The organism is Pantoea sp. ICBG 828, assembly GCF_002928355.1.
Taxonomy (GTDB): Bacteria; Pseudomonadota; Gammaproteobacteria; order Enterobacterales; family Enterobacteriaceae; genus Pantoea; species Pantoea dispersa.
In genome coordinates this window covers 70,525-96,868 of sequence record NZ_POWN01000010.1, presented here as the reverse complement: position 1 = coordinate 96,868, position 26,344 = coordinate 70,525, and the positions used below count along the sequence as shown (strand labels likewise).

Below are 26,344 nucleotides of genomic sequence, written 5' to 3'. Positions count from 1 at the left end.
GTTTGCAGCCTGATCTCTGCGAACATCATGCCTGCTTTAGTGAGAAATGCAACCAAATACACAAATACAACCAAATACACATGACGCCACGATGACACTCAGGTAAGCTTAGGCCCAGCTTCGCTCTGCCACAGGGAAACGTCATGCTGCAGGAAACCCGTTTACATCGCATCCGCGCGCTGCTGAGCACGCAACATCAGCTCAGCACTGAACGCATCATCAAAGAGCTGGGCATTTCACGGGAAACGGCACGGCGCGATATCATTTCGCTTGAGGCGCAGGGGCTGGCGCGCCGCGTACATGGCGGTCTGGTGGCGCTGGAGAGCCCGCCGGAGCCACCGCTGCAGGTGCGCCGTAACGCACAGGCCAGAGAGAAACGCGCGATTGCCGCCGCGGCGGTACAACATCTGCAGCCCGGCCAGACGCTGTTCCTCGATGCCGGCACCACCACCACGCTGCTGGCTGAAGAGCTGCGCACCATGTCCGGCCTGACCATCATCACCAACAGTCTGCAGGCGGCACTGGCGCTTAGCGCGGCCGAAGAGCATGAAACCCTGAATAACCAGGTGCTGCTGCTGGGCGGCATGATGATGGCCGGCGCGCAGCAGACGCGGGGAGAAATGACGGTGGGGGAAATTTATCGATATCGCGCCGACGTGGCGCTGCTGTCACCGGTCGGCATCGACGCACGAAACGGCGCCAGCAGTTTCCATCCGCATGAAGCCGCCATCGCGCACGCCATGGTACAGCAGGCCAGCCGCACCCTGCTGCTGGCGGATCACAGCAAACTCGGCGTGATCAGCCGTACCCAGTACGCCCCTGTCGGCGATATCGATCTGTTGATTTGCGACGGCGGCGCGGCAAAGCCCGGTGCGCTCAGCGCTCTGCAGCAGGCGTTAGCGGTGCAGGTGGTGTAAGGAACTGCCCGATGCACGGTCACCGTACTGACGGCACAGTGACCTCATCGATTATGGCTGAACCAGCGTATGGATTTTTTGGCTTATTTTCTCAACCAGCCGTCCGTCATTTTTAAAAACAAACTCATCGGAAAATATCTGATGGCCGTTACTGTAGCCAGGCGACCACAGCTGATTATTTTTCAGTGAGTCCTGATAGATGCCAACCAGGGCTTTGTTATAAGCCGCCGAGATATGCACCACGGCGGTATCGGGAGTAATCACGCAATCACTTTTCTTAACCGCAGCGAAAGCGTGATACAGCGAGGGAACGCGGTATAACTTCGCGGGGTGCAGCGACGCCTGTTCCAGCGCGCCTTTGTGATCGAGCACCACGATATTGGTGGCCGCATTGTGCCTGACAATCGCCCCGATTAGCTCATTCAGCTGCTGCTCAGAGAGGTCACGATCGGCATGACTGGCATAAATATTGATTAAAATATTGTGCTCATCAGCGGAAAACATGCCGGACTGGTGAATTTCGGCATCAATGCGCTCAGGATAAAATATTTCATAATTCAGCCCATCAACCGTCTCAACCTGAAGATAGTCAAGAACCGCACGATAGATATTTTTAACGTGGTTATTAAGGTGATCGAACTGAATGTTGATATCGTAAGGTTTAAGCCAGCCAGGCTTGTTGAAACCCAGCGTCATTTTAGGATTGATATCGGCAATCATTTTGGGCATATACAGCGCGGTTTGCCAGATAGCCGTATCGATCAATAAATCGTAAGCATTGTCTCTCAGAAGGGTAACGACCTCATTCCCGATGGCGGTGTCATATTTATCGCGCTGATGACAATCGCTGAAACTCTCCGAGAGATAGATGTTGTGAATATACGGGTTGTGTCGGAAAAGGCTCTCATTCTCCTTTACCGCCAGAATATCTACACGATACCCGGCTTCAAACAGCGCTCTGAGAAAACACGTAGAAACAATGGCATCGCCGATTTTACCTTCATTGCGAACCAGCAGAATGGATTTGATATCCTGTTTATTCTGTTTGTGGCATGAAGACTTTTTCCATTTCCTTGCTGCAAAATAAAGATCAAGAGAATATTTAATCTCTTTCTTTAAATAATTACGCCTGCGATTCAGCTGCCGCAGCTTTTTAATTAAAGCCATAATGGATATATTATTATTGATTGAGACGTTAATGATAGCGCATCAACTTCTTCATTCCTATCGAAAAGAATGTCACATTAAAAACTATTGCATGCATATTATTTAGCAGGCTAACCAGAAAAAGCGCAGCGTAATAAAAGATTGCCTGACACCTCCCGGTACGCCGCATGCCGCGAACGGTGAGATTCCCGGCATATATCGCACATCAACCGTTGATCAGACGCTGCGGATGGCTGTACACCGTGGCGCGTCCCGGTTTAGAAAAACCCACCAGCGTCAGGTTACAGCGCTCGGCCACCTCAACCGCCAGCTGGGTGGCGGCCGAGACGGCAAACAGGATCTCTACGCCGCACATGGCAGATTTTTGCACCATCTCATAGCTGGCGCGGCTGGAAACCAGCACCGCGCCCTGCTGCCAGTGCTGCTGGCTGCGCTGACCCAGCAGCTTATCCAGCGCCACATGGCGACCCACGTCTTCGCAGCCGCCCTGCAGTTCGCCCTGCGGCGACATCCACGCGGCGGCGTGCGTACAGCCGGTCAGATTGCCGATGGGCTGGAAATCGCGCAGCTGTGCCAGCCCGTTATCGAGGCAGGCCAGATCGAAGGTCTGCGTAAACGGCAGCGGCTGCACCGGCTTGCCGATTTGATCCAGCTGCTCCACCCCGCATACACCGCAACCGGTGCGGCCCGCCATGGCGCGACGCTGCGCCTTCAGCGCCATAAAACGCCTACTGGAGAGTTCGATCTGCACTTCGAACCCATTGCAGCCCGGCACCACATCCATGCCATAGATCTCGCCGGGTTGCTCAATAATGCCTTCGGAGAGCGAAAAACCGAGCGCAAAAGCCTGCAGATTATCCGGCGTCGCCATCATCACCACGTGTGAAATGCCGTTGTAGACCAGCGCCACCGGCACTTCCTGCGCCAGCCAGTCGCTTTCCGCTTCAGTAATCGCGTGGCGCTGCCATACGGTGGTCTGGCTCAGTCCTGCGATCTCATTCACATTCTGGTTACTTTTTTGCTGTTTCGCTTTCACTTCTCTCGTCTCGCATAACAACCACATTAAAGTAGTGGTAATATCAGGTCGCTTTTGACGCAATCCTGCGTGGAGCCATTCTGAACCCCGGCTCCATCCAGCGCAAAAAAATTATTACAGCAATGTCGACTCAAGGATTACCCATGAACGTCAGCCGAAGAAAATTCTTCAAGATCTGCGCTGGCGGTATGGCAGGAACCACGGCAGCCCTGCTCGGCTTTACGCCGGAAGCCGCGCTGGCGGAAACACGGCAGTATAAGTTGCTGCGTGCCCGCGAAACCCGTAATACCTGCACTTACTGCTCAGTCGGCTGTGGCCTGTTAATGTACAGCCTCGGCGATGGCGCGAAAAACGCCAAAGAGACCATTTTCCACATCGAAGGGGATCCGGACCATCCGGTGAGCCGCGGCGCGCTCTGTCCGAAAGGCGCGGGCCTGCTTGATTTTGTCCACAGCGACAGCCGTCTGAAATATCCGGAATACCGTGCGCCAGGCTCCGACAAATGGCAGCGCATCAGCTGGGATGACGCCTTTACGCGCATCGCGCAGCTGATGAAAGCCGATCGCGACGCCAACTTTATCGCGCAGAACGCCGCCGGCGTGACGGTAAACCGCTGGCTCTCCACCGGCATGCTGTGCGCTTCGGCCTCCAGCAACGAAACCGGCTACTTAACGCAAAAATTTACCCGATCGCTCGGTATGCTGGCGGTCGACAACCAGGCACGCGTCTGACACGGACCAACGGTAGCAAGTCTTGCTCCAACATTTGGTCGCGGTGCGATGACCAACCACTGGGTCGACATCCGTAATGCCAATCTGGTTGTGGTGATGGGCGGAAACGCTGCTGAGGCGCATCCGGTCGGTTTCCGCTGGGCGATGGAAGCCAAAATTCACAACAAAGCCAAACTGATTGTTATCGATCCGCGCTTCACGCGCACGGCATCGGTGGCAGACTTTTACACGCCTATTCGCCCCGGCACCGACATTGCCTTCCTGTCGGGTGTGCTGCTGTGGCTGCTGCAGAATGACAAAATCCAGCATGAATATGTGCAGGCGTATACCAATGCCAGCCTGATCGTGCGGGAGGATTACCATTTCGACGATGGCCTGTTCAGCGGCTACGACGAAGCCAATCGCAAATATGACAAAACCAGCTGGAACTACGAGCTGGGCGACGACGGCTTTGCCAAACGCGATGACAGCCTGAGCCATCCGCGCTGCGTCTGGAATCTGCTGAAGCAGCACGTCAGCCGTTATACGCCGGAAATGGTCGAGCGCATCTGCGGCACGCCAAAAGCGGATTTCCTGCACGTCTGTGAGCTGATTGGCGAAACCAGCGCGCGCGACCGCACCACCTCGTTCCTGTATGCGCTGGGCTGGACACAGCACTCCGTCGGGGCGCAGAACATCCGCACCATGGCGATGATCCAGCTGCTGCTGGGCAATATGGGGATGGCCGGCGGCGGCGTCAATGCGCTGCGCGGACACTCCAATATTCAGGGTCTGACCGATCTCGGCCTGCTGTCGCAAAGCCTGCCGGGCTATATGACGCTGCCGTCGGAAAAACAGACCGATCTCACCAGCTATCTGGCGGCAAACACGCCGAAGCCGACGCTGCCGGGCCAGGTGAATTACTGGGGCAACTACCCGAAATTCTTCGTCAGCATGATGAAAGCCTTCTTTGGCGATAAAGCGCAGGCGGAGAACAGCTGGGGCTTTGACTGGCTGCCGAAGTGGGACAAAGGCTACGACGTGCTGCAGTACTTTGAGATGATGTCGCAGGGCAAGGTCAACGGCTATCTGTGCCAGGGCTTTAACCCGGTGGCGTCGTTCCCGAACAAGCGCAAAGTGATCGATTCGCTGTCGAAGCTGAAGTTCCTCGTCACCATCGACCCGCTCAACACCGAAACCTCGACCTTCTGGCAAAACCACGGCGAGTTTAACGATGTCGATCCGGCGCAGATTCAGACCGAAGTGTTCCGTCTGCCGTCGACCTGCTTTGCCGAGGAGAACGGCTCAATCGTCAACTCCGGCCGCTGGCTGCAGTGGCACTGGAAAGGTCAGGATGCGCCGGGCGAAGCGCTCAACGACGGTGAAATTCTCTCCGGTATCTATCTGCGCCTGCGTGAGATGTATGCGCGTGAAGGCGGTGCACAGCCAGAGCCGGTGCTGAACATGACCTGGAACTACCTGACGCCCGACAATCCGGCCTCGGAAGAGGTGGCGATGGAGAGCAACGGCAAGGCGCTGGCGGACATCTACGATGACAAAGGCACGCTACTGGTGAAAAAAGGCCAGCAGCTCAGCACCTTTGCCCATCTGAAAGATGACGGCAGCACCAGCAGCGGCTGCTGGATTTTCGCCGGTAGCTGGACACCGGACGGTAACCAGATGGCGCGCCGCGATAACACCGATCCGAGCGGGCTGGGCAATACGCTGAACTGGAGCTGGGCGTGGCCGCTGAACCGCCGCATCCTGTATAACCGCGCCTCCGCCGACCCGCAGGGCAACCCGTGGGATCCGAAACGCCAGATCCTCAAATGGGATGGCAGCAAGTGGGGCGGTATGGATATTCCGGACTACAGCACGGCCGCGCCGGGCAGTAACGTCGGGCCGTTTATCATGCAGCCGGAAGGCATGGGCCGCCTGTTCGCCATCGACAAAATGGCAGAGGGACCGTTCCCGGAGCACTACGAGCCGTTTGAAACGCCGCTCGGCACCAACCCGCTGCATCCTGACGTGGTCTCCAACCCGGCCGCGCGCGTGTTCAAAGACGATCTTGCGGCGATGGGCAAAGCGGAGCAGTTCCCGTATGTCGGCACCACGTATCGTCTGACCGAGCATTTCCATTACTGGACCAAACACGCGTTGCTCAACGCTATCGCGCAGCCGGAACAGTTTGTGGAGATTGGCGAGAAGCTGGCGAACAAGCTCGGCATCGCCCAGGGCGATACGGTGAAAGTGAGCTCCAACCGCGGCTATATCAAAGCCAAAGCGGTGGTCACCAAGCGCCTGCGGCCGCTCAACGTCGATGGCAAAACTGTCGATACCATTGGCATCCCGATTCACTGGGGCTATCAGGGCGTGGCGAAAAAAGGCTTTATCGCCAATACCCTGACGCCGTTTGTCGGTGACGCCAACACGCAAACGCCGGAGTTTAAGGCGTTCCTGGTTAACGTTGAGAAGGTGTAACGGAGAACGAAGATGGCTTATCAATCGCAAGACATTATCCGCCGCTCCGCCACCAATGGTTTCACGCCTGCCCCGCAGGCGCGTGACCATCAGCAGGAAGTGGCGAAACTGATCGACGTTACCACCTGCATCGGCTGTAAGGCGTGTCAGGTCGCGTGTTCAGAGTGGAACGACATCCGCGACGAGGTCGGTCATAACGTCGGGGTGTATGACAACCCGGCGGATTTGACCGCCAAATCCTGGACGGTGATGCGTTTCTCGGAAGTCGAGGAGAACGGCAAGCTGGAGTGGCTGATCCGCAAGGATGGCTGCATGCACTGCGCCGATCCCGGCTGCCTGAAAGCCTGCCCGTCGGAAGGCGCGATTATTCAGTACGCGAACGGGATCGTCGATTTTCAGTCGGAACAGTGCATTGGCTGCGGCTACTGCATTGCCGGCTGTCCGTTTGACGTGCCGCGGCTGAATAAAGACGACAACCGCGTGTATAAATGCACGTTATGCGTCGATCGCGTTAACGTCGGTCAGGAACCGGCGTGCGTGAAAACCTGTCCGACCGGGGCGATTCACTTCGGCAGCAAAAGCGATATGCAGCAGCTGGCTGCCGATCGCGTCGCCGAGCTGAACACGCGCGGCTATGCCAACGCCGGGCTGTACGATCCGGCTGGCGTCGGCGGCACGCACGTCATGTATGTGCTGCACCACGCCGACAAACCGCAGCTGTATCACGGCCTGCCGGCCAACCCGAGCATCAGCCCGGCGGTCACCTTCTGGAAAGGCGTCTGGAAACCGCTGGCTGCTATCGGCTTTGCCGCCACCTTCGCCGCCGCGGTGTTCCACTACGTTGGTGTCGGTCCGAACCGGGTGGAAGAGGACGACGACGAAAACCTGCATGAAAAAGAGGAGCGCGAATGATGAAAAAGCGCGATCGTCTGGTGCGCTACAGCGCGCCGGAACGCATCAATCACTGGATTGTCGCGTTCTGTTTTGTGTTTGCCGCGCTCAGCGGACTGGGTTTCTTTTTCCCGTCGTTTAACTGGCTGATGCATGTGCTCGGCACGCCACAGCTGGCGCGTATTCTGCACCCGTTCGTCGGCGTGGTGATGTTTGCAGCCTTTATTATCATGTTCTTACGCTACTGGAAGCATAATCTTATCCAGCGCGACGATCTGGTATGGGCGAAAAATATCCGCAAAATCGTGCGTAATGAAGAGGTGGGCGATACCGGGAAATACAACTTCGGGCAGAAGTGTGTGTTCTGGGCTGCTATCATCAGCTTAGTCTTGCTGCTGGCGAGCGGAATTGTCATCTGGCGCCCCTGGTTCGCCGGGTACTTCACCATTCCGCTGATTCGCGCCGCGCTGGTGGTGCATTCGGTCTCGGCTGTGGCACTGATCATGACGATTATGGTGCATATTTATGCCGCCCTGTGGGTGAAAGGCACCATTACCGCCATGGTTGAGGGCTGGGTACCGGCCGCGTGGGCGAAGAAACATCACCCACGCTGGTATCGCGAGCAGCGCCAACGCCAAACACAACAGGAAAAACGTCCCTGATGAGTATTCGCATCATCCCGCAGGAGCAGCTGGAGAAGAGCGAAAAGAACACGGCGGAGCAAGTTCCGCCGTTACTTTTCCCCCGGCTGAAAAATCTCTACAGCCGCCGTGCGGCGCGGTTGCGTGATCTGGCGGCGAAAAATCCGCTGGGCGACTACCTGCGTTTTGCCGCGGTGATCGCGCAGGCCCAGGAAATCGTGCTGTATGACCATCCGCTGCAGATCGATCTGCATCAGCGGCTGGCAGAGAGCGCGCAGCAGGGCAAACCGCCGCTGGATATCCACACTTACCCGCGCGATGTGCACTGGCAGCGGCTGCTGCATTCGCTGATCGCCGAGCTGAAGCCAGAGATGAGCGGCCAGGCGCTGGCGGTGCTGGAGAATCTGGAGAAGGCCTCGTCAACCGAGCTGGAAACTCTTGCCAGCGCGCTGCTGGAAGGCGACTTCGCCCAGGTCAGCAGTGATAAAGCCCCGTTCATCTGGGCGGCGCTATCAATTTACTGGGCGCAGATGGCAGCGATGATCCCCGGCAAAGCGCGGGCCGATTATGGCGAGCACCGTCAGTTCTGCCCGGTGTGCGCCAGTGTGCCGGTCGCCAGCGTGGTGCACATGGACGTTGGCCAGCAGGGTCTGCGCTATCTGCACTGTAACCTGTGCGAAAGCGAGTGGTACGTGGTGCGCAGCAAGTGCTCGAACTGCGAGCAAACGCGCGATCTGCATTACTGGTCGCTGGACAGCGAGCAGGCCGCCGTGAAAGCCGAAAGCTGCGGCGACTGCGGTACCTATCTGAAGATGCTATACCAGGAGAAAGATCCGGCGCTGGAACCGGTGGCCGACGATCTCGCCTCGCTGGTGCTGGATGCCCGCATGGAGCAGGAAGGATTCGCGCGCAGCAGCCTGAATCCGTTTATGTTTCCCGGGGATTGATGCCACGTGCGCATGATTGGACGCCGGACATGGTAGGGTCGCCATTCATGGCGACCAGGTTTATTCACCTGCGTCATCCCTGTTGCCTGAATTGATCATTCACACGGAGGCTTCGATGAAACTGATTGGCAGCTATACCAGCCCGTTTGTGCGCAAAATCTCAGTGATCCTGCTGGAAAAGGGCCTGGTGTTTGAATTCGTCAACCACTCTCCGTGGGAGCCTGACAGCCACGTCCCGCAGTACAATCCGCTGGGTAAAGTGCCGGCCTTCATTGATGACCAGCAGCTGACCTGGTTTGACTCCTCAATTATTGCTCAGGTGATTGAACTGCGTGGCGATGCGCCTGCCCTGCTGCCCGACGACGCACTGCGCGCCCTGCAGATCCGCCAGCTGGAGAAGCTGGCCGACGGCATCAATGATGCGGCGGTGATGATCGTGCGCGAACAGATGCGTCCCGGCGATCGGCAATCGGAAGAGGTGCTGCTACGTAATCGCGAGAAAATCGCGCGCGGCCTCGACGCGCTGGAAACCGCCGCCGCACAGGGCGAGTTGCTCAACAGCGGCACGCTCAACCTCGCCGATATCGCTACCGGCTGCACCCTGGGCTATCTCAATTTTCGCCGCGTGCTGCCCAACTGGTGCGTCAATCGCCCGGCGCTGGTTAAACTGGCAGAAACGCTGTTCGAGCGGGAAAGCTTTGCCCGTACGGTTCCGCCCACCCACTAAGTGATGTGATGAAAGCCCTCTACAGTCAGCTCCCTGCCATCGACAGCCTGCTGCGCGATCCGGCGCTGCAGCCGCTGCTGGCACAATCCGGTACCGCCTTTATCACGCGCCAGCTGCGCGGCATGCAGCAGGAGGCGCGCGACCACATTCAGCAACATCAATCGTTACCGCACTGGCACGCCAGCTGGCCGGATGAAGCGCTGCGCCGCGCGCAGCAGCAGCAGCAAAGCGCGCTGCGCCCGGTGTTTAACCTGACCGGCACCGTGCTGCACACCAATCTGGGGCGCGCGCAGCTCAGCGATCGCGCCATCGCGGCGGTCAGCGCCTGTCTGCGCCAGCCGGTAACGCTGGAGTATGCGCTGGACGACGCGGCGCGCGGTCATCGCGATCGCGCAGTCAGCGCACTGCTGTGCGAGCTAACCGGCGCCGAAGCTGCCTGTATCGTCAATAACAACGCCGCTGCGGTACTGCTGATGCTGGCCAGCCTGGCAGCGGGTCGCGACGTGATTATGTCGCGCGGCGAACTGGTGGAGATCGGCGGCGCATTCCGTATCCCTGACGTGATGCGCCAGGCGGGCTGCCGATTGGTGGAGGTTGGCACCACCAATCGCACCCATCTGAAGGATTATCGCGGCGCCATCGCCGGGGATAGCGGCCTGCTGATGAAGGTACACACCAGTAATTACCAGATTCAGGGCTTTACCCATGCCGTGTCTGAAGCCGAGCTGGTGCAGTTAGGCGACGCGCACGGCCTGCCGGTGATCAGCGATCTCGGCAGCGGTTCGCTGGTGGATATGACGGCGTACGGGTTGCCGCCTGAACCGATGCCGCAGCAGCTGATTGCGGCCGGCGTGAGCCTGGTGAGTTTCTCCGGTGACAAACTGCTGGGTGGCCCGCAGGCCGGGATTATCGTCGGCAAAAAAGCGCTGATTGACCAGCTGCAACAGCATCCGCTGAAGCGCGCACTGCGCGTCGATAAAATGACGCTGGCGGCGCTGGAAGCGACGCTGCAGCTCTACCGTCAGCCGGAAACCCTGCACGAGGCGCTGCCGACACTGCGCCTGCTGACGCGCAGCGCGCACGATATTCTGCAACAGGCTGAACGTCTGATGCCGGCGCTGGAGCACGCCTTCAGCGCCGATTTTTCGCTGGCGATCGCCGCCTGTTCCTCGCAAATTGGCAGCGGTTCGCTGCCGGTCGAACGTCTGCCCAGCTTTGCTATCACCTTCACGCCACGCGACGGTCACGGCAGCCAGCTCAACGCCCTGGCGCAGCGCTGGCGCCAGCTGGCACGCCCGGTGATTGGTCGTCTGCAGGAGGGCAAACTGTGGCTGGATTTACGCTGCCTTGATGACGAAGCCGCCCTGATACGGACCTTAGTACCATGATTATTGCCACGGCCGGACATGTCGATCACGGTAAAACCGCGCTGTTGCAGGCCCTGACCGGTGTTGATGCCGATCGCCTGCCGGAAGAGAAACGGCGCGGCATGACCATCGATCTCGGTTATGCCTACTGGCCGCAGCCCGATGGCCGCACGCTGGGCTTCATTGATGTGCCTGGCCATGAAAAATTTCTCGCTAACATGCTGGCCGGCATCGGCGGCATCCATCATGCGCTGCTGGTGGTGGCCTGTGACGATGGCGTGATGCCGCAGACGCATGAGCATTTACAGCTGCTGAGCCTCGCCGGACAGCCGCCGCTGAGCGTGGCGCTCACCAAAGCCGACCGCGTTGACGCCGCACGCATTGCGGAGGTGCAGCAGCAGGTCGCACAGCTCACGCAGCAGCTCGGCTGGCCAGCGGCAGCGCAGTTTGTTACCAGCAGCCATACGCTGCAGGGCATTGAAACGCTGCGCCAGCACCTCAGCAGCCTGAACGCACCGGCATTTGAGCCTGGCCGCCGTTTCCGCCTCGCCATCGACCGCGCTTTCACGCTGAAAGGCACCGGGCTGGTGGCCACCGGCACCGCGCTGAGCGGTGAAGTCAGGGTGGGCGACACGCTGTGGCTCAGCAGCCTGAACCTGCCGCTGCGCGTGCGGGCGCTGCATGCGCAGAACCAGCCGGTGACGCGCGCCCAGGCGGGCGAGCGCATCGCGCTGAATATCGTCGGTGACGTGGAGAAGGCACAGATTACGCGCGGCGACTGGCTGCTGGCGCAGCCACGTCCCGCCGGCACGCAGCGGCTGATCGTCGCACTGCGCCTGCTGCAACCGCTGAAAACGGCCTCACAGCCGGTGCATCTGCATCACGCGGCCAGCCACGTCACCGGCCGCTTAACGCAGCTCACGAACGATGTGGCTGAACTGGTGCTCAGCCAGCCGCTGTGGCTGGCGGAAAACGATCGGATAATTATTCGCGACAGCAATGCGCAGCACACGCTGGGCGGCGGACGCGTACTGCTGTGCGACAGCAAAAAGCGCGGTAAACGCCAGCCGGACTACCTGCAGTGGCTACAGCAACTGGCCGCGGCGCGCGATGACAGCGCCAGCCTGCAGGCGCATCTGGCGTATCAACCGGCCGCGTATGACGAGCTCGGCTGGGCGCGCCAGCTCACTGCGCCGGCGCTGGACGCGCTGCTGCTGCCGCTGAATCCGGTACGGCTGGGGACCAGCCTGATGAGCGACACCATGGCCAGCGCCTGGCAGCAGCGTTTACGGGAAGCGCTGAGCGCCTTTCACCAGCAGCATCCGGAGCTGCCGGGCATCGGCCACGATCGCCTGCGTCGTGTGGCGCTGCCGCATGCGCCGGCACCGCTGGTGCCGGGATTAATTGACCAGATGCTGGCACAAGGCGAGTTGCGGCAGAAACAGGGCTGGCTGCACCTGCCCGACTTCGCGCCGCGCTTTAATCCGCAGGAAGCCACGCTGTGGCAGCAGGTCGAGCCGCTGTTCAGCGACCAGCCGCTGTGGGTGCGCGATATTGCCGATGCGCTGCAGCAGGATGAAGAGCAAATTCGCGGTTTATTGCTCACCGCGGCGCGTCTCGGCCATATCACGGCGATCGTGCGCGATCGCTACTACCGCAGCGCGCAGATCCAGATCTTCGCCGATCTGATTCGTCAGCGCGCGGCCGCCGGAGGCAGCACCAGCGCCGCTGACTTCCGCAACCAGCTGGGTACCGGCCGCAAAGTCGCGGTGCAGATTCTGGAATTCTTTGACCGCAGCGGCTTTACCCGCCGTCGCGGTAACGATCACCTGCTGCGCGACGCGCGCCTGTTCACCTCTTCTGCCGCCTGAAACAAAAAAGGGACGATTGCTCGTCCCTTCGGTTCACTTCTGCCCATCGCTTACTGCAGCAGCGAAATGTCCGCCACCTGCAGGAACAGCTCGCGCAGTTGCGCCAGCAGCGTCAGGCGATTGATACGCACCGCTTCGTCATCGGCATTCACCATGACGTTGTCGAAGAAGTTATCCACCGCTTCGCGCAGCTGCGCCAGCTCCACCAGAGCATCCTGATAGCGGCCTTCCGCAAAGTACGGCTGCAGCTTGTCGCCCAGCGCGGTGACAAAGGTCGCCAGCTGAATTTCAGCGTTCTCTTTCAGCAGGGACGCCTGCACGCTGTCGTTCAGGGTTTCGGTGGCTTTCGCCAGGATATTCGACACGCGCTTGTTAGCCGCCGCCAGCGCCGAAGCCGCTTCCAGCGTACGGAAGTGCGAAACCGCCTTCATACGTGCATCGAAATCGGCCGGACGGGTTGGACGACGCGCCAGCACCGCCTGAATGGTGTCAACGCTGTGGCCCTCTTCCTGATACCAGGCGCGGAAACGGCCCAGCATGAAGTCGATGACATCATCAACAACGTTGGTGTTGCTCAGCTTGCTGCCATACAGGCGCACCGCTTCTTCCGTCAGGGTTTGCAGATCGAGCGGCAGGTTCTTCTCAACGATGATACGCAGCACGCCCAGCGCGGCACGACGCAGTGCAAACGGGTCTTTATCGCCTTTCGGATGCTGTCCGATGCCGAAGATACCGGCCAGGGTATCCATTTTATCGGCAATCGCCACAGCGCAGGCCACCGGGCTGGACGGCAGATCGTCACCGGCGAAACGCGGCTGATACTGCTCGTTAAGTGCGACCGCCACATCTTCCGCTTCGCCATCGTGGCGCGCGTAGTGCATGCCCATCACACCCTGGGTGTCGGTGAACTCGAACACCATATTGGTCATCAGGTCGCACTTCGACAGCAGCCCGGCGCGCGTGGCGTGATTGACATCAGCGCCAATCTGCGCGGCAATCCAGCCGGCCAGCGCCTGAATACGGTCGGTTTTGTCACGCAGCGTACCCAGCTCTTTCTGGAACAGCACGGTTTCCAGACGCGGCAGGTTATCTTCCAGACGCTTTTTGCGGTCGGTGTTGAAGAAGAACTCGGCATCGGCCAGACGCGGACGCACCACTTTTTCATTACCGGCAATGATCTGCTGCGGATCGCGCGATTCAATGTTAGTGACGAAGATGAAGTTTGGCAGCAGCTGGCCGTCTTCGGCGTACACCGGGAAGTATTTCTGATCCCCTTTCATGGTGTACACCAGCGCTTCAGCCGGTACCGCGAGGAACTTCTCTTCAAACTTCGCCGTCAGTACCACCGGCCACTCCACCAGCGAAGCCACCTCTTCCAGCAGGCTGTCGCTCAGGTCGGCTTTACCGCCCAGCTGCTGCGCGGCAGCTTCGGCATCGGCTTTGATTTTGGCTTTACGCGTGGCGTAATCGGCGATCACTTTACCGCGCTCCTGCAGCAGCTGCGGATATTGATCGGCGTTGTCCAGCGTCAATTCCGGCTCGCCCATGAAGCGGTGGCCGCGAATGACGCGATCGGACTGAATACCGAGGATGGTGGCCGGAATCAGCTCATCACCCAGCAGCAGCGTCACGGTGTGCACCGGACGCACGAACTGCACGTCGCTGGCACCCCAGCGCATCAGTTTTGGAATCGGCAGCTTGCTCAGCGCGGTCGCGACCATCGCCGGCAGCAGCGCCTGCGCGCTTTCGCCTTTTACCGCAGCACGATGCACCAGCCACTCGCCTTTGTCAGTGCTGAGACGCTCAGCCTGCTCTACGGTGATGCCGTTGCCACGTGCCCAGCCTTCTGCCGCTTTAGTCGGCTTGCCTTCGGCATCAAACGCCGCAGCGACGGCCGGGCCGCGCTTTTCTACTTCACGATCGGGCTGCGCGGCCGCCAGCTGTGCCACTTTCAGCGCCAGACGGCGCGGTGCCGCAAACCAGCTGACGTCGCCATGCGCCAGACCGGCACTGTCGAGCTCAGCGGTAAAGTGCGCAGCAAAGGCTTCTGCCAGGCTGCGCAGGGCTTTCGGAGGCAACTCTTCGGTGCCAATTTCCACCAGGAAAGTTTTATCGGTCATGGCTGCCTCTTACTTATTACGGTTGCACATAGGGAAGCCGAGCGCCTCGCGGGAGGCATAATAGGCTTCCGCCACGGCTTTCGTCAGGGTGCGGATACGCAGGATATAGCGCTGGCGCTCGGTGACCGAGATCGCCTTGCGCGCATCAAGCAGGTTGAAGCTGTGCGCGGCTTTGAGAATGCGCTCATAGGCCGGCAGCGGCAGCGGTTTTTCCAGCGCCAGCAGCTGCTGTGCCTCTTTTTCATACTGCTCGAAGCAGCTGAACAGGAAATCGACGTCGGCGTACTCAAAGTTGTAGGTCGACTGCTCCACTTCGTTCTGGTGGAACACGTCACCGTAGGTGGTTTTGCCGAACGCGCCGTCGCTCCAGGTGAGATCGTACACGCTGTCCACGCCCTGGATGTACATCGCCAGGCGCTCCAGACCGTAGGTGATCTCGCCGGTCACCGGCTTACACTCCAGGCCGCCGACCTGCTGGAAGTAGGTGAACTGCGTGACTTCCATGCCGTTCAGCCACACTTCCCAGCCGAGTCCCCAGGCGCCCAGCGTTGGGTTTTCCCAGTTATCTTCGACGAAGCGAATGTCATGCACGCCAGGGTCGATACCGAGCTCTTTCAGCGATCCGAGGTACAGCTCCTGAAGGTTGTCCGGGTTCGGCTTAATCACCACCTGGAACTGGTAGTAGTGCTGTAAACGGTTCGGGTTTTCACCGTAGCGGCCATCGGTGGGACGGCGCGATGGCTGCACGTAGGCGCTCGCCATCGGCTCTGGCCCGAGAGCACGCAGGCAAGTCATAGGGTGAGAAGTGCCAGCGCCCACTTCCATGTCCAGCGGTTGGACGATGGTGCAGCCCTGACGCGCCCAGTAATCCTGCAAGGTCAGGATCAGGCCCTGAAAGGTCTTGGTATCAAACTTTTGCATGTTGAATTCGCACGCGATACGGGTGGATTTAAAAAGAGTGCGACAGTATACCCTTTGACCGCGCATTGTGCAGCCGGAAATCCTGGCGCAGGCGGGTGCGGTTATGCGGCGGTTAACAGAGAGCTCCGAAATCCAGGCTGCGGGGGTTGTTGGCCCGCTGTGCACTGGCTACCCTTCTTCGCACGGAGTACGCACGAGGAAGCCATGTCGCAAAAAATCTGCTGGATTGATAACTTACGCGCGGTCGCCTGTCTGATGGTGATCGTCATTCACACCACCACCTGGTACATTACCGGACCGATGGCAGTCACCGGACCCAGCTGGGACGTCGCCAATCTGCTTAACTCGGCTTCGCGCGTCTGCGTGCCGCTGTTCTTCATGATTTCCGGTTATCTGTTCTTTGGCGAACGCAGCGCACAGGGCCGCCATCTGCTGCGCATTGTGCTGTGCCTGCTGTTCTACAGCGCCGTCGCGCTGGCCTACATCACCTGGCTGACGCCGATCAGCGAAGGCCGATCGCTGCTGAAGCTGTTGCAGAAGCCGGTGTTCTACCATCTGTGGTTCTTCTTCGCCATTATCGGCATCTACCTGCTGTCTCCGCTGATTCAGGTGAAAAACGTGCCGCCGCGCTATGTGGCGCTGCTGGTGCTGATCCTCGCGGTAATCGCCAATCCGAACACCGTCAGCCAGTCGCTGGGGCCGTTCCACTGGCTGCCGGTCAATCTGTATGTCAGCGGCGACTCGATTTACTACCTGCTGTACGCGCTGCTTGGACGGGCAATTGGCGTGATGGATACCGACAGGCGCGGCATCAGCTGGCTGGCCGGGCTGAGTTTTATCGCCTGCGTCATCGGTATCGCACTTGGCACCAGACAGATGCTGAAGATTAACGGCGCGTTTAATGACACCTGGTATCTTTACTGTGGCCCACTGGTGTTTATCGCGGCGATAAGCCTGCTGGTGCTGTTTAAAAATGTGCTGAACCACCGGCCGCTGCCGCTGCTGGCAACCATTTCACGCTATTCGCTGCCGATTTATGGTTTCCATGCGCTGTTCATTCACTATCTGCGTACCCATCATTACGACGATATGTCGCGGCCGTGGCTCGATCTGCCGTGGGTCTTTGGCGTAACCCTGCTGGGCAGCCTGCTGCTGGCGATGTTGCTGAAACGCGTGGACAAGCATCATCTGGTGAGCTGATCGTCCCAGCGCTGCCGGGCGCGGCGCAGCTGGCGTGCCGAGGAGAAGCCGGCGGCCAGCGCCGCTTTTTCCGCCGCTTCCCCCTGCTGCTGGCGCTGGCGCGCAATCACCAGCCGCAGCTGCTCGTGGTATTCCCGCACGCTGATACCCAGATGCTGGCGAAACAGGCGCGTCAGATGGCGCTCGCTGACGTGGGCGCGTTCGGCCAGCGCGCCCAGCGACCAGTCATGTTCCGGATGCGCAATCATCGCGTCCTGCGCGCGATGAATCGCCGGATGCAGATGATTACGATAACGCAGCCACGGCGAGAGTTGCGGATCGTCACCCGAGCGGCGGAACCACACCACCATCTCCCGCGCCACCGTTAGCGCCTGCCGCGCGCCGCACAGACGATTGATCAGGTGCAGCGCCAGATCGATACCGGCAGTAATCCCCGCGCTGGTCCAGATGCCGGCATCTTCCACAAACACGCGGTTGTCTTTCACCAGCGCAGCCGGCGCGGCAGCTTTCAGGCGCGGCAACACATCATGGTGCGTGGTGCACTGTACGCCATCCAGCAGGCCAGCCTGCGCGGAGAGCAGCGCGCCGGAGCAAATACACACAAGGGTAATGCGCCGCGTATGAATCGCGCCGTGTTGCTGGCGCAGCCAGTCGCGCGCCTGCCCGGCTGCCCCGGTATCGAACCAGATGCGGGAATCGAACACGCCGGGCACAATCAGCAGACTGTTATCGGGTAGCGTGGCGGGCAGCGGTGCAATATCCGCAATGGTCATGCCGGTCGAGCAGGTGACGCTCGCCTGCGGGCCGATGTAGTGCAGCGCAAAATGTCCGCCCGCCAGCTGCAGCGTCTCTGCCGGCCCGGTGAGGTCGAGCGCCATAACGCCCGGCAGGACAAGAAAATAGACGGGCTGCGGCATGGTGGGTTCCTCAGGCGATGAAGGGGTAATGATGGGCGAAGATGCGCAGCCAAATCCGGCCACGTATCTTCATCGATTCTTCCCATCATACCCGACTCTGTTCACGCCTTGCGACCTCATCCGGCCATGCGTCAGCCAAATCAGGACATCAGTGGCAACAGCTGCTGGTATAGCTGCGCAAAGCGCGCACGGCGCGGCTGATAGGCCTGATGCTGCGCGGCGTCCGGCTGATGGCGCTGCACTAACGCCGGTGCCGGCCATTCGCTGGCCGGGTCCACCGCCAGCTGCGCCAGGCGTGCGGCACCGAGCGCCGGCCCCACCTCGCCGCCGTGACAATAATCCAGCGTCAGCCCGCTGATGTCCGCCAGCATCTGCCGCCAGTACGTGCTGCGCGCACCGCCGCCAATCAGCATCACCGTGTTGGGCAGTACGCCACACTCATGCACCGCATCCATGCCTTCCGCCAGCGCAAAACCCACACCTTCCAGCACCGCGCGCGCCAGTTCCGGCCGGCCGTGCTGGTGCGTCAGGCCAAAGAAAGCCCCCTGTGCCTGCGGATTATTGTGCGGCGTGCGCTCGCCGGAAAGATAAGGCAAAAACCATACCGGCGTGGCCTGCGCGCTGGCGCGTTCAGCTTCGGCCAGCAGGTGCGGCACATCATCGCAGCCGGTCAGCGCAGCGGCCCAGTCCAGACAGGCGGCGGCACTCAGCATCACCGACATCAGATGCCAGCGCTGCGGCAGCGCATGACAGAAACTGTGCACGGCGCGTTGCGGATTGCTGAGATAGCCTTCGCTCACCAGAAAATAGACGCCGGAGGTGCCGAGCGACAGCATGCCCTGTCCTGGCTCAACCATGCCAACGCCGACGGCGCCAGCCGCATTGTCGCCGCCGCCGGCCACCAGCGGCACCGGCTCCATCCCCCAGCGTGCCGCAATTTCCGCCAGCAGCGTGCCGGTAATCTGGTTGCCTTCAAACAACTGCGGCATGTGGCTGCGGTTCAGCCCGCACGCCGCCAGCATTGCATCGCTCCAGTCGCGCTGTGCCACATCCAGCCACATCGTTCCGGCCGCATCTGACATATCGGTGGCGAAATCGCCGCTCATCCGCCAGCGCAGATAATCTTTCGGCAGCAGCACTTTTGCTACCTGCGCAAATATCGCCGGTTCATGCTGCTGCACCCACAACAATTTGGGCGCGGTAAAACCCGGCATCATCAGGTTGCCGGTAATCTGACGCGACGACGGCACGCGCTGCTCCAGCTCGTGACACTGCGCGCTACTGCGCCCGTCGTTCCACAATATCGCCGGACGCAACACCTGATGCGCGGCGTCCAGCAGCGTCGCGCCGTGCATCTGGCCGCTAAAACCGATGGCGCTGACGTGGCGTAAATCGTGCTGCTGCGCCAGCGCCTGCATGGCACTATCGGTGGCCTGCCACCAGCTTTCGGGATCCTGTTCGCTCCATAGCGGCTGCGGACGCGTCACCTGCAGCGGCGCGCTGGCCGTTGCCTGAACCTGGCCGTGCGCATCCAGCAGCGCCACTTTGACGCCGGAGGTGCCTAAATCGATCCCGATAACCATGCTTCGCTCCCGATGGATTAGAAATTATACAAATAGTGATTCACCAGATTTTCCAGCTGCTCCTGGCGTCCGCTGCGATGCTGCGGATTGAGTTGCTGCTGCTGAGCATGCGCCGCCAGCGAGGCAAGAGAAAACTCGCCTTTCAGAATTTGCTGGCCGAACTCACCATTCCAGCCGCTATAGCGCTGCGCCACGCGCTTATCCAGCTCACCATCGCTCACCATACGCGCCGCCACTTTCAGCGCCAGCGCCATGGTATCCATCGCGCCGATGTGGCCATAAAACAGATCGTATTTGTCGGTGCTCTGGCGCCGTACTTTGGCATCAAAGTTTAAGCCGCCGGTGGTGAACCCGCCCGCTTTGAGGATTTCGTACATCACCAGCGCGTTTTCTTCGACGCTGTTCGGGAACTGATCGGTATCCCAGCCGCACTGGCTGTCACCGCGGTTGGCATCGACCGAACCGAAGATGCCCAGCGCAATCGCCGTCGCAATTTCATGATGGAAAGAGTGACCCGCCAGCGTGGCATGGTTGGCTTCCACATTCACTTTGATCTCTTTTTCCAGGCCAAACTGGCGGAGGAAACCGTAGACCGTCGCGACATCAAAGTCATACTGATGTTTAGTCGGCTCCTGCGGCTTCGGCTCAATCAGCAGCATCCCCTGGAAACCGATTTTATGCTTGTGCTCCACCACCATCTGCATGAAGCGCCCGATCTGCTCGCGCTCCTGCCGCAAATCGGTATTCAGCAGCGTCTCGTATCCTTCGCGTCCGCCCCACAGCACATAGTTTTCACCGCCCAGCGTCTGCGTCGCCTGCATCGCGCTGCACACCTGGCTGGCTGCCCAGGCGAAAATTTCCGGATCCGGGCTGGTCGCCGCGCCAGCCGCATAGCGGGGATGCGTAAAGCAGTTCGCGGTGCCCCACAGCAATCTGACGCCGGTTTCCTGCTGTTTTTCCAGCAGCTTATCTGTCATTACCGCCAGGTTTTCCTGGTAGCTGCGCAGCGAATCACCTTCCGGTGACACATCGACATCATGGAAGCAGTAATAAGGCACGTTGAGTTTGTAAAAGAACTCGAACGCCACATCCGCTTTGAGCTTCGCCAGCTGCAGCGCATCGCCATTTTTCTGCCACGGGCGATCAAAGGCCCCCACGCCGAACATATCCGCCCCGTTCCAGCAGAACGTGTGCCAGTAACAGGCGGCAAAACGCAGGTGTTCCGCCATGGTTTTACCCAGAATCACTTCCTGCGGATTGTAATGGCGAAACGCCAGTGCGTTAGTGGTATTGGCCCCTTCATAACCAACGCGCTCAAGCTGGTCGAAATAAGCGTGCATGTTGTGCTCCTTAGCATCAGACCCGAATGGTCAGCAGTGAAGCGTTATTTTGCGGAGGCGTAAGCGTTCAGCTCAATTACGATATTTCACACTGAACTTAAGATAATTATTATTTGTGCGACAGCTCGCAAATCCATGTATTTAATTACATCGCGTGCCGGCGCGCAGCGCCGCTGCAAGATTTAACAGATGGCCGCGTAAAATTTCGATCGCGCTCAAAGAATCACAAATAAACAAAAAAACGTAATAGCAGGATAAAAATCAGTAATTGATGTTGTTCACGTCGCGGGGCAACAATTCATCCGCCCTGGTTCATAGCCTTACAACGACAATAGCCTCAACCTACAGGATGACCATGATGAAAATGAGACACACGCTGTTAGCCCTCAGCGCTGCACTGGCCCTGTTCAGCCACGCCGGGCTGGCGAAAGAAGTGAAAATCGGTATGGCGATCGATGATTTACGTCTGGAACGCTGGCAGAAAGACCGGGACATTTTTGTCAGCCAGGCGGAAAAGTCTGGGGCCAAAGTATTTGTCCAGTCGGCCAACGGCAATGAAGAGACGCAAATCTCGCAGATTGAAAATATGATCAACCGCGGTGTCGATGTGCTGGTCATCATTCCTTATAACGGTCAGGTATTGAGTAATGTGGTGGCCGAAGCGAAACGCGAAGGCATTAAAGTCCTCGCTTATGACCGCATGATTAATAATGCCGACATCGATTTTTATATCTCGTTTGATAATGAAAAAGTCGGCGAACTGCAGGCCGAAAGTCTGGTTAAACAGGTACCTAAAGGTAACTACTTTTTGATGGGTGGATCGCCGGTGGATAATAATGCACGTCTGTTCCGTGCCGGCCAGATGAAAGTGTTAAAACCTTACATCGATAACGGCAGCATTAAAGTGGTGGGCGATCAGTGGGTTGATGCCTGGCTGCCAGAGAATGCGCTGAAAATCATGGAAAACGCGCTGACCGCTAACAGCAACCACATTGATGCCGTCGTTGCCTCCAACGATGCCACCGCCGGTGGGGCCATTCAGGCGCTGAGCGCGCAGGGACTGGCGGGCAAAGTCGCCATTTCCGGTCAGGATGCCGATCTCGCCGCCATCAAACGCATCATGAACGGCACGCAAACCATGACGGTGTACAAACCCATCACCGAACTTGCCACCGAAGCGGCAAAAATTGCAGTGGAACTGGGCGATGGCAAAACGCCCGCCAGCAACAGCAAGCTGAATAATGGCCTGAAAGAGGTGCAGTCGCGCCTGCTGAAGCCGATTCCGGTCAACAAAGACAACATCGAAAGCACCGTAGTGAAAGACGGCTTCCATAAACAGAGCGAACTCTAAGCGCCTGAAACGCGAAGGAGCAGATCGATGCTGCTGGAAATGAACAACATCACCAAGCGTTTCGGCGCGGTGAAAGCGCTGGATGCCGTCAGCCTGCGGCTCGAAGCCGGTGAAGTCATGTCGCTGTGCGGTGAGAACGGCTCGGGTAAATCGACGCTGATGAAAGTGCTGTGCGGGCTTTACCCGCACGGCGAATTTGACGGCGAGATTCGCTTTGCCGGCGATCGCATCGAGGCGCAAACCATCCGCGACACCGAGCGCAAAGGCATTGTGATTATTCATCAGGAGCTGGCGCTGGTGCGGCAGCTTACGGTCATGGAGAACATTTTCCTCGGTGCCGAGCTGGGTCGCTTCGGTATGGTCGATGATGAAACCATGACGCTGCGCTGCCAGCAGCTGCTGGAGCGGGTCAAACTTAACGTTTCGCCTGCCACCAAAGTTGGCGAGCTCGGCCTCGGCCAGCAGCAGCTGGTAGAGATCGCGCGGGCGCTGAATAAGCAGGTGCGATTGCTAATCCTCGATGAACCGACCTCGTCGCTCACCGAACAGGAAACCGAAGTGCTGCTTGGGATTATCACTAACCTGCGCGAGCACGGTATTGCCTGCATCTACATCTCCCACAAGCTTAATGAGGTCAAAGCGATTTCGGACACCATCTGTGTGATTCGCGATGGTCAGCACATCGCCACACGGCCAGCGGCCGGGCTGAGTGAAGATGACATCATCACGATGATGGTGGGTCGCGAGCTCACCGCACTCTATCCGCACCAGCCGCACGAGATCGGCGAAACGGTACTGAAAGTCGAAAACCTCACCGCCTGGCATCCGGTCAACCGCCATGTGCGCCGCGTTAATAATGTGTCGTTCAGCCTGAAGCGCGGCGAAATTCTCGGTATTGCCGGGCTGGTGGGCGCAGGACGCACCGAAACGGTCCAGTGCCTGTTTGGTGTCTGGCCCGGTCGCTGGCAGGGCGAAATCTGGATTGATGGCCAGCAGGTGAAGATCGACGATTGCCGGGCCGCGATTGCGCACGGCATCGCCATGGTGCCGGAGGACCGGAAAAAAGATGGCATCGTGCCACTGATGGGCGTGGGGAAAAACATCACGCTGGCCGCGCTGGATCAATACAGCCATCGCTTCTCCACGCTGGATGAAGCCCAGGAACAGCAGGCGATCAACGATGCTATCCGCCGTCTGCGTGTCAAAACCTCCTCACCCGAGCTGGCGATTGGCCGCCTCAGCGGGGGTAATCAGCAAAAAGCGATCCTCGCCAAATGCCTGCTGCTCAATCCGCGCATTTTGATTCTGGACGAACCGACGCGCGGCATCGACGTCGGCGCTCGCCAGGAGATCTATCTGCTGATTAACGCGCTGGTGCAGCAGGGCATCGCGGTGATTGTTATCTCCTCTGAACTGCCTGAAGTGCTGGGTCTGAGTGACCGCGTATTGGTGATGCACGAAGGGCAAATCAAAGCCGATTTGATTAACGACAACCTGACTCAGGAGCAGGTCATGGAAGCTGCCCTGCGGAGCGAACATTATGCTTAAAACTGAAAGTAGCCAGAGCCTGTCCGGTACCCCGGGCAAGCCAGCGCCGGGCAAGTTTCCGCGCTTCAATCTGCAGGTGCTGGTGATGCTGGGAGCGATTGTGCTTATCGCTCTGTTCTTCACCTGGACCACCGACGGTGCCTGGCTTAGCCCACGTAACGTCTCTAACCTGCTGCGCCAGACCGCCATCACCGGCATCCTCGCGGTGGGCATGGTGTTTGTCATTATCTCGGCGGAGATCGACCTTTCCGTCGGTTCGATGATGGGCCTGCTGGGCGGTGCCGCGGCCATCTTTGACGTCTGGCTCGGCTGGCCGCTACCGCTGACCATCGTGGTAACGCTGGTGCTTGGCCTGTTGCTGGGCACCTGGAATGGCTGGTGGGTCGCGTACCGTAAAGTGCCCTCGTTCATCGTCACGCTGGCGGGCATGCTGGCGTTTCGCGGCATTCTGGTTGGTATTACCGATGGCACCACCGTAGCGCCAACAACGCCGGCGATGTCGCAGATCGGGCAAAGCTATTTGCCGGGCGGTGTTGGCTTTGGCTTCGGCTTCGCCGGTCTGGCGCTGTTTATTCTCTGGCAATGGCGGCTGCGGCTGCGTCGCCAGCAGCTGGGGTTATCACAACCAGCCGCCAGCGGCACGGTGGCACGCCAGGCGATTACCGCTGTTCTGGTGCTGGGTGCCATCTGGTTACTGAACGATTACCGCGGCGTGCCGACACCGGTCCTGCTGCTGGCACTGCTGCTGCTCGGCGGCATGTTTATGGCCACGCGCACCGCCTTCGGACGACGGATTTACGCCATCGGCGGCAACATTGATGCAGCGCGCCTGTCGGGCATCAACGTGGCGCGCACCAAGCTGGCGGTGTTCGCCATCAACGGCGTCATGGTGGCTATCGCCGGCCTGATCCTCAGCTCACGTCTGGGTGCTGGCTCGCCCTCGGCGGGCAATATTGCCGAACTGGACGCCATCGCTGCCTGCGTGATTGGCGGCACCAGCCTGGCGGGCGGCGTCGGTTCGGTGGCCGGTGCGGTGATGGGCGCCTTCATCATGGCGTCTCTGGATAACGGCATGAGCATGATGGACGTGCCGACCTTCTGGCAGTACATCGTCAAAGGGGCGATTTTACTGCTGGCGGTGTGGATGGATACGGCCACGCGCCGCCGGGTGTAATCGCGTGGGCGATCACAATGTGGCGCAAACAATTTCTGCTGCCTTTTCCGCCGTGCTATGCAATGCGCAACAGGTTTAAGGGAGCGCGCCACGATGCACGAAAAACGTTACCGTATTACGCTGCTGTTTAACGCCAACAAGGTGTATGACCGCCAGGTGGTAGAAGGGGTTGGCGAGTATCTGCAGGCTTCGCAAACCGACTGGGATATCTTCATTGAAGAGGATTTCCGCTGCCGCATCGACAACATCCGCGAATGGCTGGGCGACGGCGTCATTGCGGATTACGACGACAGCTCGATCGAGAGCCTGCTCAGCAATGTGCCGGTGCCGATTGTCGGTGTTGGTGGCTCTTATCACCGGCAGCAGGATTATCCGCCGGTGCACTACATCGCCACCGACAACGCTGCGCTGGTGGAGAGTGCCTTTCTGCACCTGAAAGAGAAAGGCATTCATCGCTTTGCGTTTTACGGCCTGCCCGCCGCCAGCGGCAAACGCTGGGCGCAGGAGCGCGAGCAGGCGTTTCGCCAGCTGGTGATGCGCGAGCGCTATCAGGGCGTGGTGTATCAGGGGATGGAAACCGCGCCGGAAAACTGGCAGCACGCGCAAAACCGCCTCGCCGACTGGCTGCAAACGCTGCCGCCGCAGACCGGCATTATCGCGGTGACCGACGCGCGTGCGCGTCATTTGCTACAGGCTTGTGAACACCTGAAAATACCGGTGCCGGAGAAGCTCAGCGTAATCGGCATTGATAACGAAGAGCTGACACGCTATCTGTCCCGCGTGGCGCTCTCTTCGGTGGCCCAGGGCACACGCCAGATGGGTTATCAGGCCGCCAAGCTGTTGCATCGCCTGCTCGATCGGCAAACGCTGCCCTTGCAACGCATTCTGGTGCCGCCGGTGAAAGTCATTGCCCGCCGCTCTACCGATTTTCGCTCGCTGCGCGATCCGGCGGTGATTCAGGCGATGCATTACATCCGCTTTAACGCCTGTAAAGGCATCAAGGTCGAACAGGTGCTGGATGCGATTGGCATGTCGCGCTCCAATCTGGAAAAGCGTTTTCGCGATGAGACCGGCGACACCATTCACGCCATGATTCACCGCGAGAAGCTGGAGAAAGCGCGTGAACTGCTGGCCTGCTCTTCATTAAATATTAATGAAATTTCGCAGATGTGCGGCTATCCTTCCCTGCAGTACTTCTATTCGGTGTTTAAGAAAAGCTACGCCACCACGCCAAAGGAGTATCGGCAGCATCACGGCGAGAAGGTGCAATAACGCCCCGCTGCGATCAAGATTTTGCCGCCAATTGCCGCTATACTGCGCGGCATCTTCAAAGGAAGATCGTCGTCTCCGGTGAGGCGGCCGGATTTCAAATCCGGTTGGGGCCGCCAGCGGTCCCGGGCAGGTTCGACTCCTGTGATCTTCCGCCACTCACCAC

General features: G+C 59.3%; 20 protein-coding genes and 1 tRNA gene. 14 read left to right on the top strand and 7 right to left on the bottom strand.

What is annotated here, in order from left to right:
- Positions 1–143 precede the first annotated feature (143 nt).
- The gene (locus C1Y43_RS20630) at positions 144–917 is read left to right on the top strand and encodes a DeoR/GlpR family DNA-binding transcription regulator (RefSeq protein ID WP_088516188.1); all 774 of its coding nucleotides are present in this window, start codon (positions 144–146) and stop codon (positions 915–917) included.
- Between the two features lie 51 nt (positions 918–968).
- Here C1Y43_RS20630 and C1Y43_RS20625 read toward each other — a convergent pair whose 3' ends face one another.
- Positions 969–2,084, bottom strand: a complete 1,116-nt coding sequence (locus C1Y43_RS20625) for a glycosyltransferase family 9 protein (RefSeq protein WP_104189542.1) — start codon at positions 2,082–2,084, stop codon at positions 969–971.
- 205 nt (positions 2,085–2,289) lie between these two features.
- Positions 2,290–3,120 (bottom strand): formate dehydrogenase accessory sulfurtransferase FdhD, encoded by an 831-nt coding sequence (fdhD, locus tag C1Y43_RS20620; RefSeq protein ID WP_058758153.1) that lies wholly within the window; start codon positions 3,118–3,120, stop codon positions 2,290–2,292.
- 143 nt (positions 3,121–3,263) lie between these two features.
- Between fdhD and fdnG the strand changes: the two genes are divergently transcribed.
- The 7 genes from fdnG (at position 3,264) to selB (ending at position 12,755) form a co-directional block, all read left to right on the top strand.
- A complete protein-coding gene (fdnG, locus tag C1Y43_RS20615) occupies positions 3,264–6,311 on the top strand; it encodes a formate dehydrogenase-N subunit alpha (protein WP_081049407.1) in 3,048 nt (1,015 codons plus the stop codon).
- A 12-nt stretch (positions 6,312–6,323) separates the two neighbouring features.
- Positions 6,324–7,223 carry a formate dehydrogenase subunit beta gene (gene fdxH, locus C1Y43_RS20610; protein WP_021506856.1) on the top strand — a complete coding sequence of 300 codons (900 nt, stop codon included), beginning with the start codon at positions 6,324–6,326 and terminating at the stop codon, positions 7,221–7,223.
- Positions 7,223–7,864, top strand: coding sequence for a formate dehydrogenase cytochrome b556 subunit (gene fdoI, locus C1Y43_RS20605; RefSeq protein ID WP_031279592.1), 642 nt, complete (start codon positions 7,223–7,225; stop codon positions 7,862–7,864). Before fdxH ends, fdoI begins: the two co-directional genes overlap by 1 nt.
- On the top strand, positions 7,864–8,790 hold the full coding sequence (fdhE, locus tag C1Y43_RS20600) for a formate dehydrogenase accessory protein FdhE (protein WP_104189540.1): 927 nt from the start codon (positions 7,864–7,866) through the stop codon (positions 8,788–8,790). The genes fdoI and fdhE overlap by 1 nt, the downstream gene beginning before the upstream one ends.
- Positions 8,791–8,905: 115 nt before the next feature.
- Complete coding sequence (locus C1Y43_RS20595; protein ID WP_021506859.1) at positions 8,906–9,517, top strand: glutathione S-transferase; 612 nt, start codon at positions 8,906–8,908, stop codon at positions 9,515–9,517.
- Positions 9,518–9,525: 8 nt separating this feature from the next.
- On the top strand, positions 9,526–10,905 hold the full coding sequence (selA, locus tag C1Y43_RS20590) for an L-seryl-tRNA(Sec) selenium transferase (protein WP_104189538.1): 1,380 nt from the start codon (positions 9,526–9,528) through the stop codon (positions 10,903–10,905).
- Positions 10,902–12,755, top strand: coding sequence for a selenocysteine-specific translation elongation factor (gene selB / locus C1Y43_RS20585; RefSeq protein ID WP_104189537.1), 1,854 nt, complete (start codon positions 10,902–10,904; stop codon positions 12,753–12,755). The genes selA and selB overlap by 4 nt, the downstream gene beginning before the upstream one ends.
- A 50-nt stretch (positions 12,756–12,805) precedes the next feature.
- Here selB and glyS read toward each other — a convergent pair whose 3' ends face one another.
- Positions 12,806–14,875 (bottom strand): glycine--tRNA ligase subunit beta, encoded by a 2,070-nt coding sequence (gene glyS / locus C1Y43_RS20580; RefSeq protein WP_058775590.1) that lies wholly within the window; start codon positions 14,873–14,875, stop codon positions 12,806–12,808.
- A 9-nt stretch (positions 14,876–14,884) separates the two neighbouring features.
- Positions 14,885–15,796 carry a glycine--tRNA ligase subunit alpha gene (glyQ, locus tag C1Y43_RS20575; RefSeq protein ID WP_021506863.1) on the bottom strand — a complete coding sequence of 304 codons (912 nt, stop codon included), beginning with the start codon at positions 15,794–15,796 and terminating at the stop codon, positions 14,885–14,887.
- A 204-nt stretch (positions 15,797–16,000) separates the two neighbouring features.
- Between glyQ and C1Y43_RS20570 the strand changes: the two genes are divergently transcribed.
- Positions 16,001–16,996 carry an acyltransferase gene (locus C1Y43_RS20570; RefSeq protein ID WP_058775591.1) on the top strand — a complete coding sequence of 332 codons (996 nt, stop codon included), beginning with the start codon at positions 16,001–16,003 and terminating at the stop codon, positions 16,994–16,996.
- Here C1Y43_RS20570 and C1Y43_RS20565 read toward each other — a convergent pair.
- From C1Y43_RS20565 to xylA, 3 genes are all read right to left on the bottom strand, one after another.
- Positions 16,981–17,913 (bottom strand): GlxA family transcriptional regulator, encoded by a 933-nt coding sequence (locus tag C1Y43_RS20565; protein ID WP_058770764.1) that lies wholly within the window; start codon positions 17,911–17,913, stop codon positions 16,981–16,983. The two genes, C1Y43_RS20570 and C1Y43_RS20565, sit on opposite strands and share 16 nt — an antisense overlap.
- A gap of 140 nt (positions 17,914–18,053) precedes the next feature.
- Positions 18,054–19,496 carry a xylulokinase gene (gene xylB / locus C1Y43_RS20560; RefSeq protein ID WP_104189535.1) on the bottom strand — a complete coding sequence of 481 codons (1,443 nt, stop codon included), beginning with the start codon at positions 19,494–19,496 and terminating at the stop codon, positions 18,054–18,056.
- A 17-nt stretch (positions 19,497–19,513) separates the two neighbouring features.
- Complete coding sequence (gene xylA / locus C1Y43_RS20555) at positions 19,514–20,836, bottom strand: xylose isomerase (RefSeq protein WP_058775593.1); 1,323 nt, start codon at positions 20,834–20,836, stop codon at positions 19,514–19,516.
- A gap of 358 nt (positions 20,837–21,194) precedes the next feature.
- On the opposite strand from xylA, the gene xylF reads away from it, so the two are divergent.
- The 5 genes from xylF (at position 21,195) to C1Y43_RS20530 (ending at position 26,336) form a co-directional block, all read left to right on the top strand.
- Positions 21,195–22,187, top strand: coding sequence for a D-xylose ABC transporter substrate-binding protein (gene xylF, locus C1Y43_RS20550; RefSeq protein ID WP_058781905.1), 993 nt, complete (start codon positions 21,195–21,197; stop codon positions 22,185–22,187).
- 27 nt (positions 22,188–22,214) lie between these two features.
- Positions 22,215–23,735 carry a xylose ABC transporter ATP-binding protein gene (locus tag C1Y43_RS20545; RefSeq protein ID WP_058758165.1) on the top strand — a complete coding sequence of 507 codons (1,521 nt, stop codon included), beginning with the start codon at positions 22,215–22,217 and terminating at the stop codon, positions 23,733–23,735.
- A complete protein-coding gene (gene xylH, locus C1Y43_RS20540) occupies positions 23,728–24,909 on the top strand; it encodes a xylose ABC transporter permease XylH (protein ID WP_058758166.1) in 1,182 nt (393 codons plus the stop codon). Before C1Y43_RS20545 ends, xylH begins: the two co-directional genes overlap by 8 nt.
- Positions 24,910–25,002: 93 nt before the next feature.
- A complete protein-coding gene (gene xylR, locus C1Y43_RS20535; RefSeq protein ID WP_021506871.1) occupies positions 25,003–26,181 on the top strand; it encodes a D-xylose utilization transcriptional activator XylR in 1,179 nt (392 codons plus the stop codon).
- Between the two features lie 60 nt (positions 26,182–26,241).
- Positions 26,242–26,336, top strand: a tRNA-Sec gene (locus tag C1Y43_RS20530).
- The last annotated feature ends 8 nt before the right edge of the window (positions 26,337–26,344 follow it).

What these genes read in the sequence shown, in the direction of transcription:
- C1Y43_RS20630 (WP_088516188.1), top strand. Translation starts at nt 144, where the DNA reads ATGCTGCAGGAAACCCGTTTACATCGCATCCGCGCGCTGCTGAGCACG.
- C1Y43_RS20625 (WP_104189542.1), bottom strand. Translation starts at nt 2,084, where the DNA reads ATGGCTTTAATTAAAAAGCTGCGGCAGCTGAATCGCAGGCGTAATTAT.
- fdxH (WP_021506856.1), top strand. Translation starts at nt 6,324, where the DNA reads ATGGCTTATCAATCGCAAGACATTATCCGCCGCTCCGCCACCAATGGT.
- fdoI (WP_031279592.1), top strand. Translation starts at nt 7,223, where the DNA reads ATGAAAAAGCGCGATCGTCTGGTGCGCTACAGCGCGCCGGAACGCATC.
- fdhE (WP_104189540.1), top strand. Translation starts at nt 7,864, where the DNA reads ATGAGTATTCGCATCATCCCGCAGGAGCAGCTGGAGAAGAGCGAAAAG.
- C1Y43_RS20595 (WP_021506859.1), top strand. Translation starts at nt 8,906, where the DNA reads ATGAAACTGATTGGCAGCTATACCAGCCCGTTTGTGCGCAAAATCTCA.
- selA (WP_104189538.1), top strand. Translation starts at nt 9,526, where the DNA reads ATGAAAGCCCTCTACAGTCAGCTCCCTGCCATCGACAGCCTGCTGCGC.
- selB (WP_104189537.1), top strand. Translation starts at nt 10,902, where the DNA reads ATGATTATTGCCACGGCCGGACATGTCGATCACGGTAAAACCGCGCTG.
- glyS (WP_058775590.1), bottom strand. Translation starts at nt 14,875, where the DNA reads ATGACCGATAAAACTTTCCTGGTGGAAATTGGCACCGAAGAGTTGCCT.
- glyQ (WP_021506863.1), bottom strand. Translation starts at nt 15,796, where the DNA reads ATGCAAAAGTTTGATACCAAGACCTTTCAGGGCCTGATCCTGACCTTG.
- C1Y43_RS20570 (WP_058775591.1), top strand. Translation starts at nt 16,001, where the DNA reads ATGTCGCAAAAAATCTGCTGGATTGATAACTTACGCGCGGTCGCCTGT.
- C1Y43_RS20565 (WP_058770764.1), bottom strand. Translation starts at nt 17,913, where the DNA reads ATGCCGCAGCCCGTCTATTTTCTTGTCCTGCCGGGCGTTATGGCGCTC.
- xylB (WP_104189535.1), bottom strand. Translation starts at nt 19,496, where the DNA reads ATGGTTATCGGGATCGATTTAGGCACCTCCGGCGTCAAAGTGGCGCTG.
- xylA (WP_058775593.1), bottom strand. Translation starts at nt 20,836, where the DNA reads ATGCACGCTTATTTCGACCAGCTTGAGCGCGTTGGTTATGAAGGGGCC.
- xylF (WP_058781905.1), top strand. Translation starts at nt 21,195, where the DNA reads ATGAAAATGAGACACACGCTGTTAGCCCTCAGCGCTGCACTGGCCCTG.
- C1Y43_RS20545 (WP_058758165.1), top strand. Translation starts at nt 22,215, where the DNA reads ATGCTGCTGGAAATGAACAACATCACCAAGCGTTTCGGCGCGGTGAAA.
- xylH (WP_058758166.1), top strand. Translation starts at nt 23,728, where the DNA reads ATGCTTAAAACTGAAAGTAGCCAGAGCCTGTCCGGTACCCCGGGCAAG.
- xylR (WP_021506871.1), top strand. Translation starts at nt 25,003, where the DNA reads ATGCACGAAAAACGTTACCGTATTACGCTGCTGTTTAACGCCAACAAG.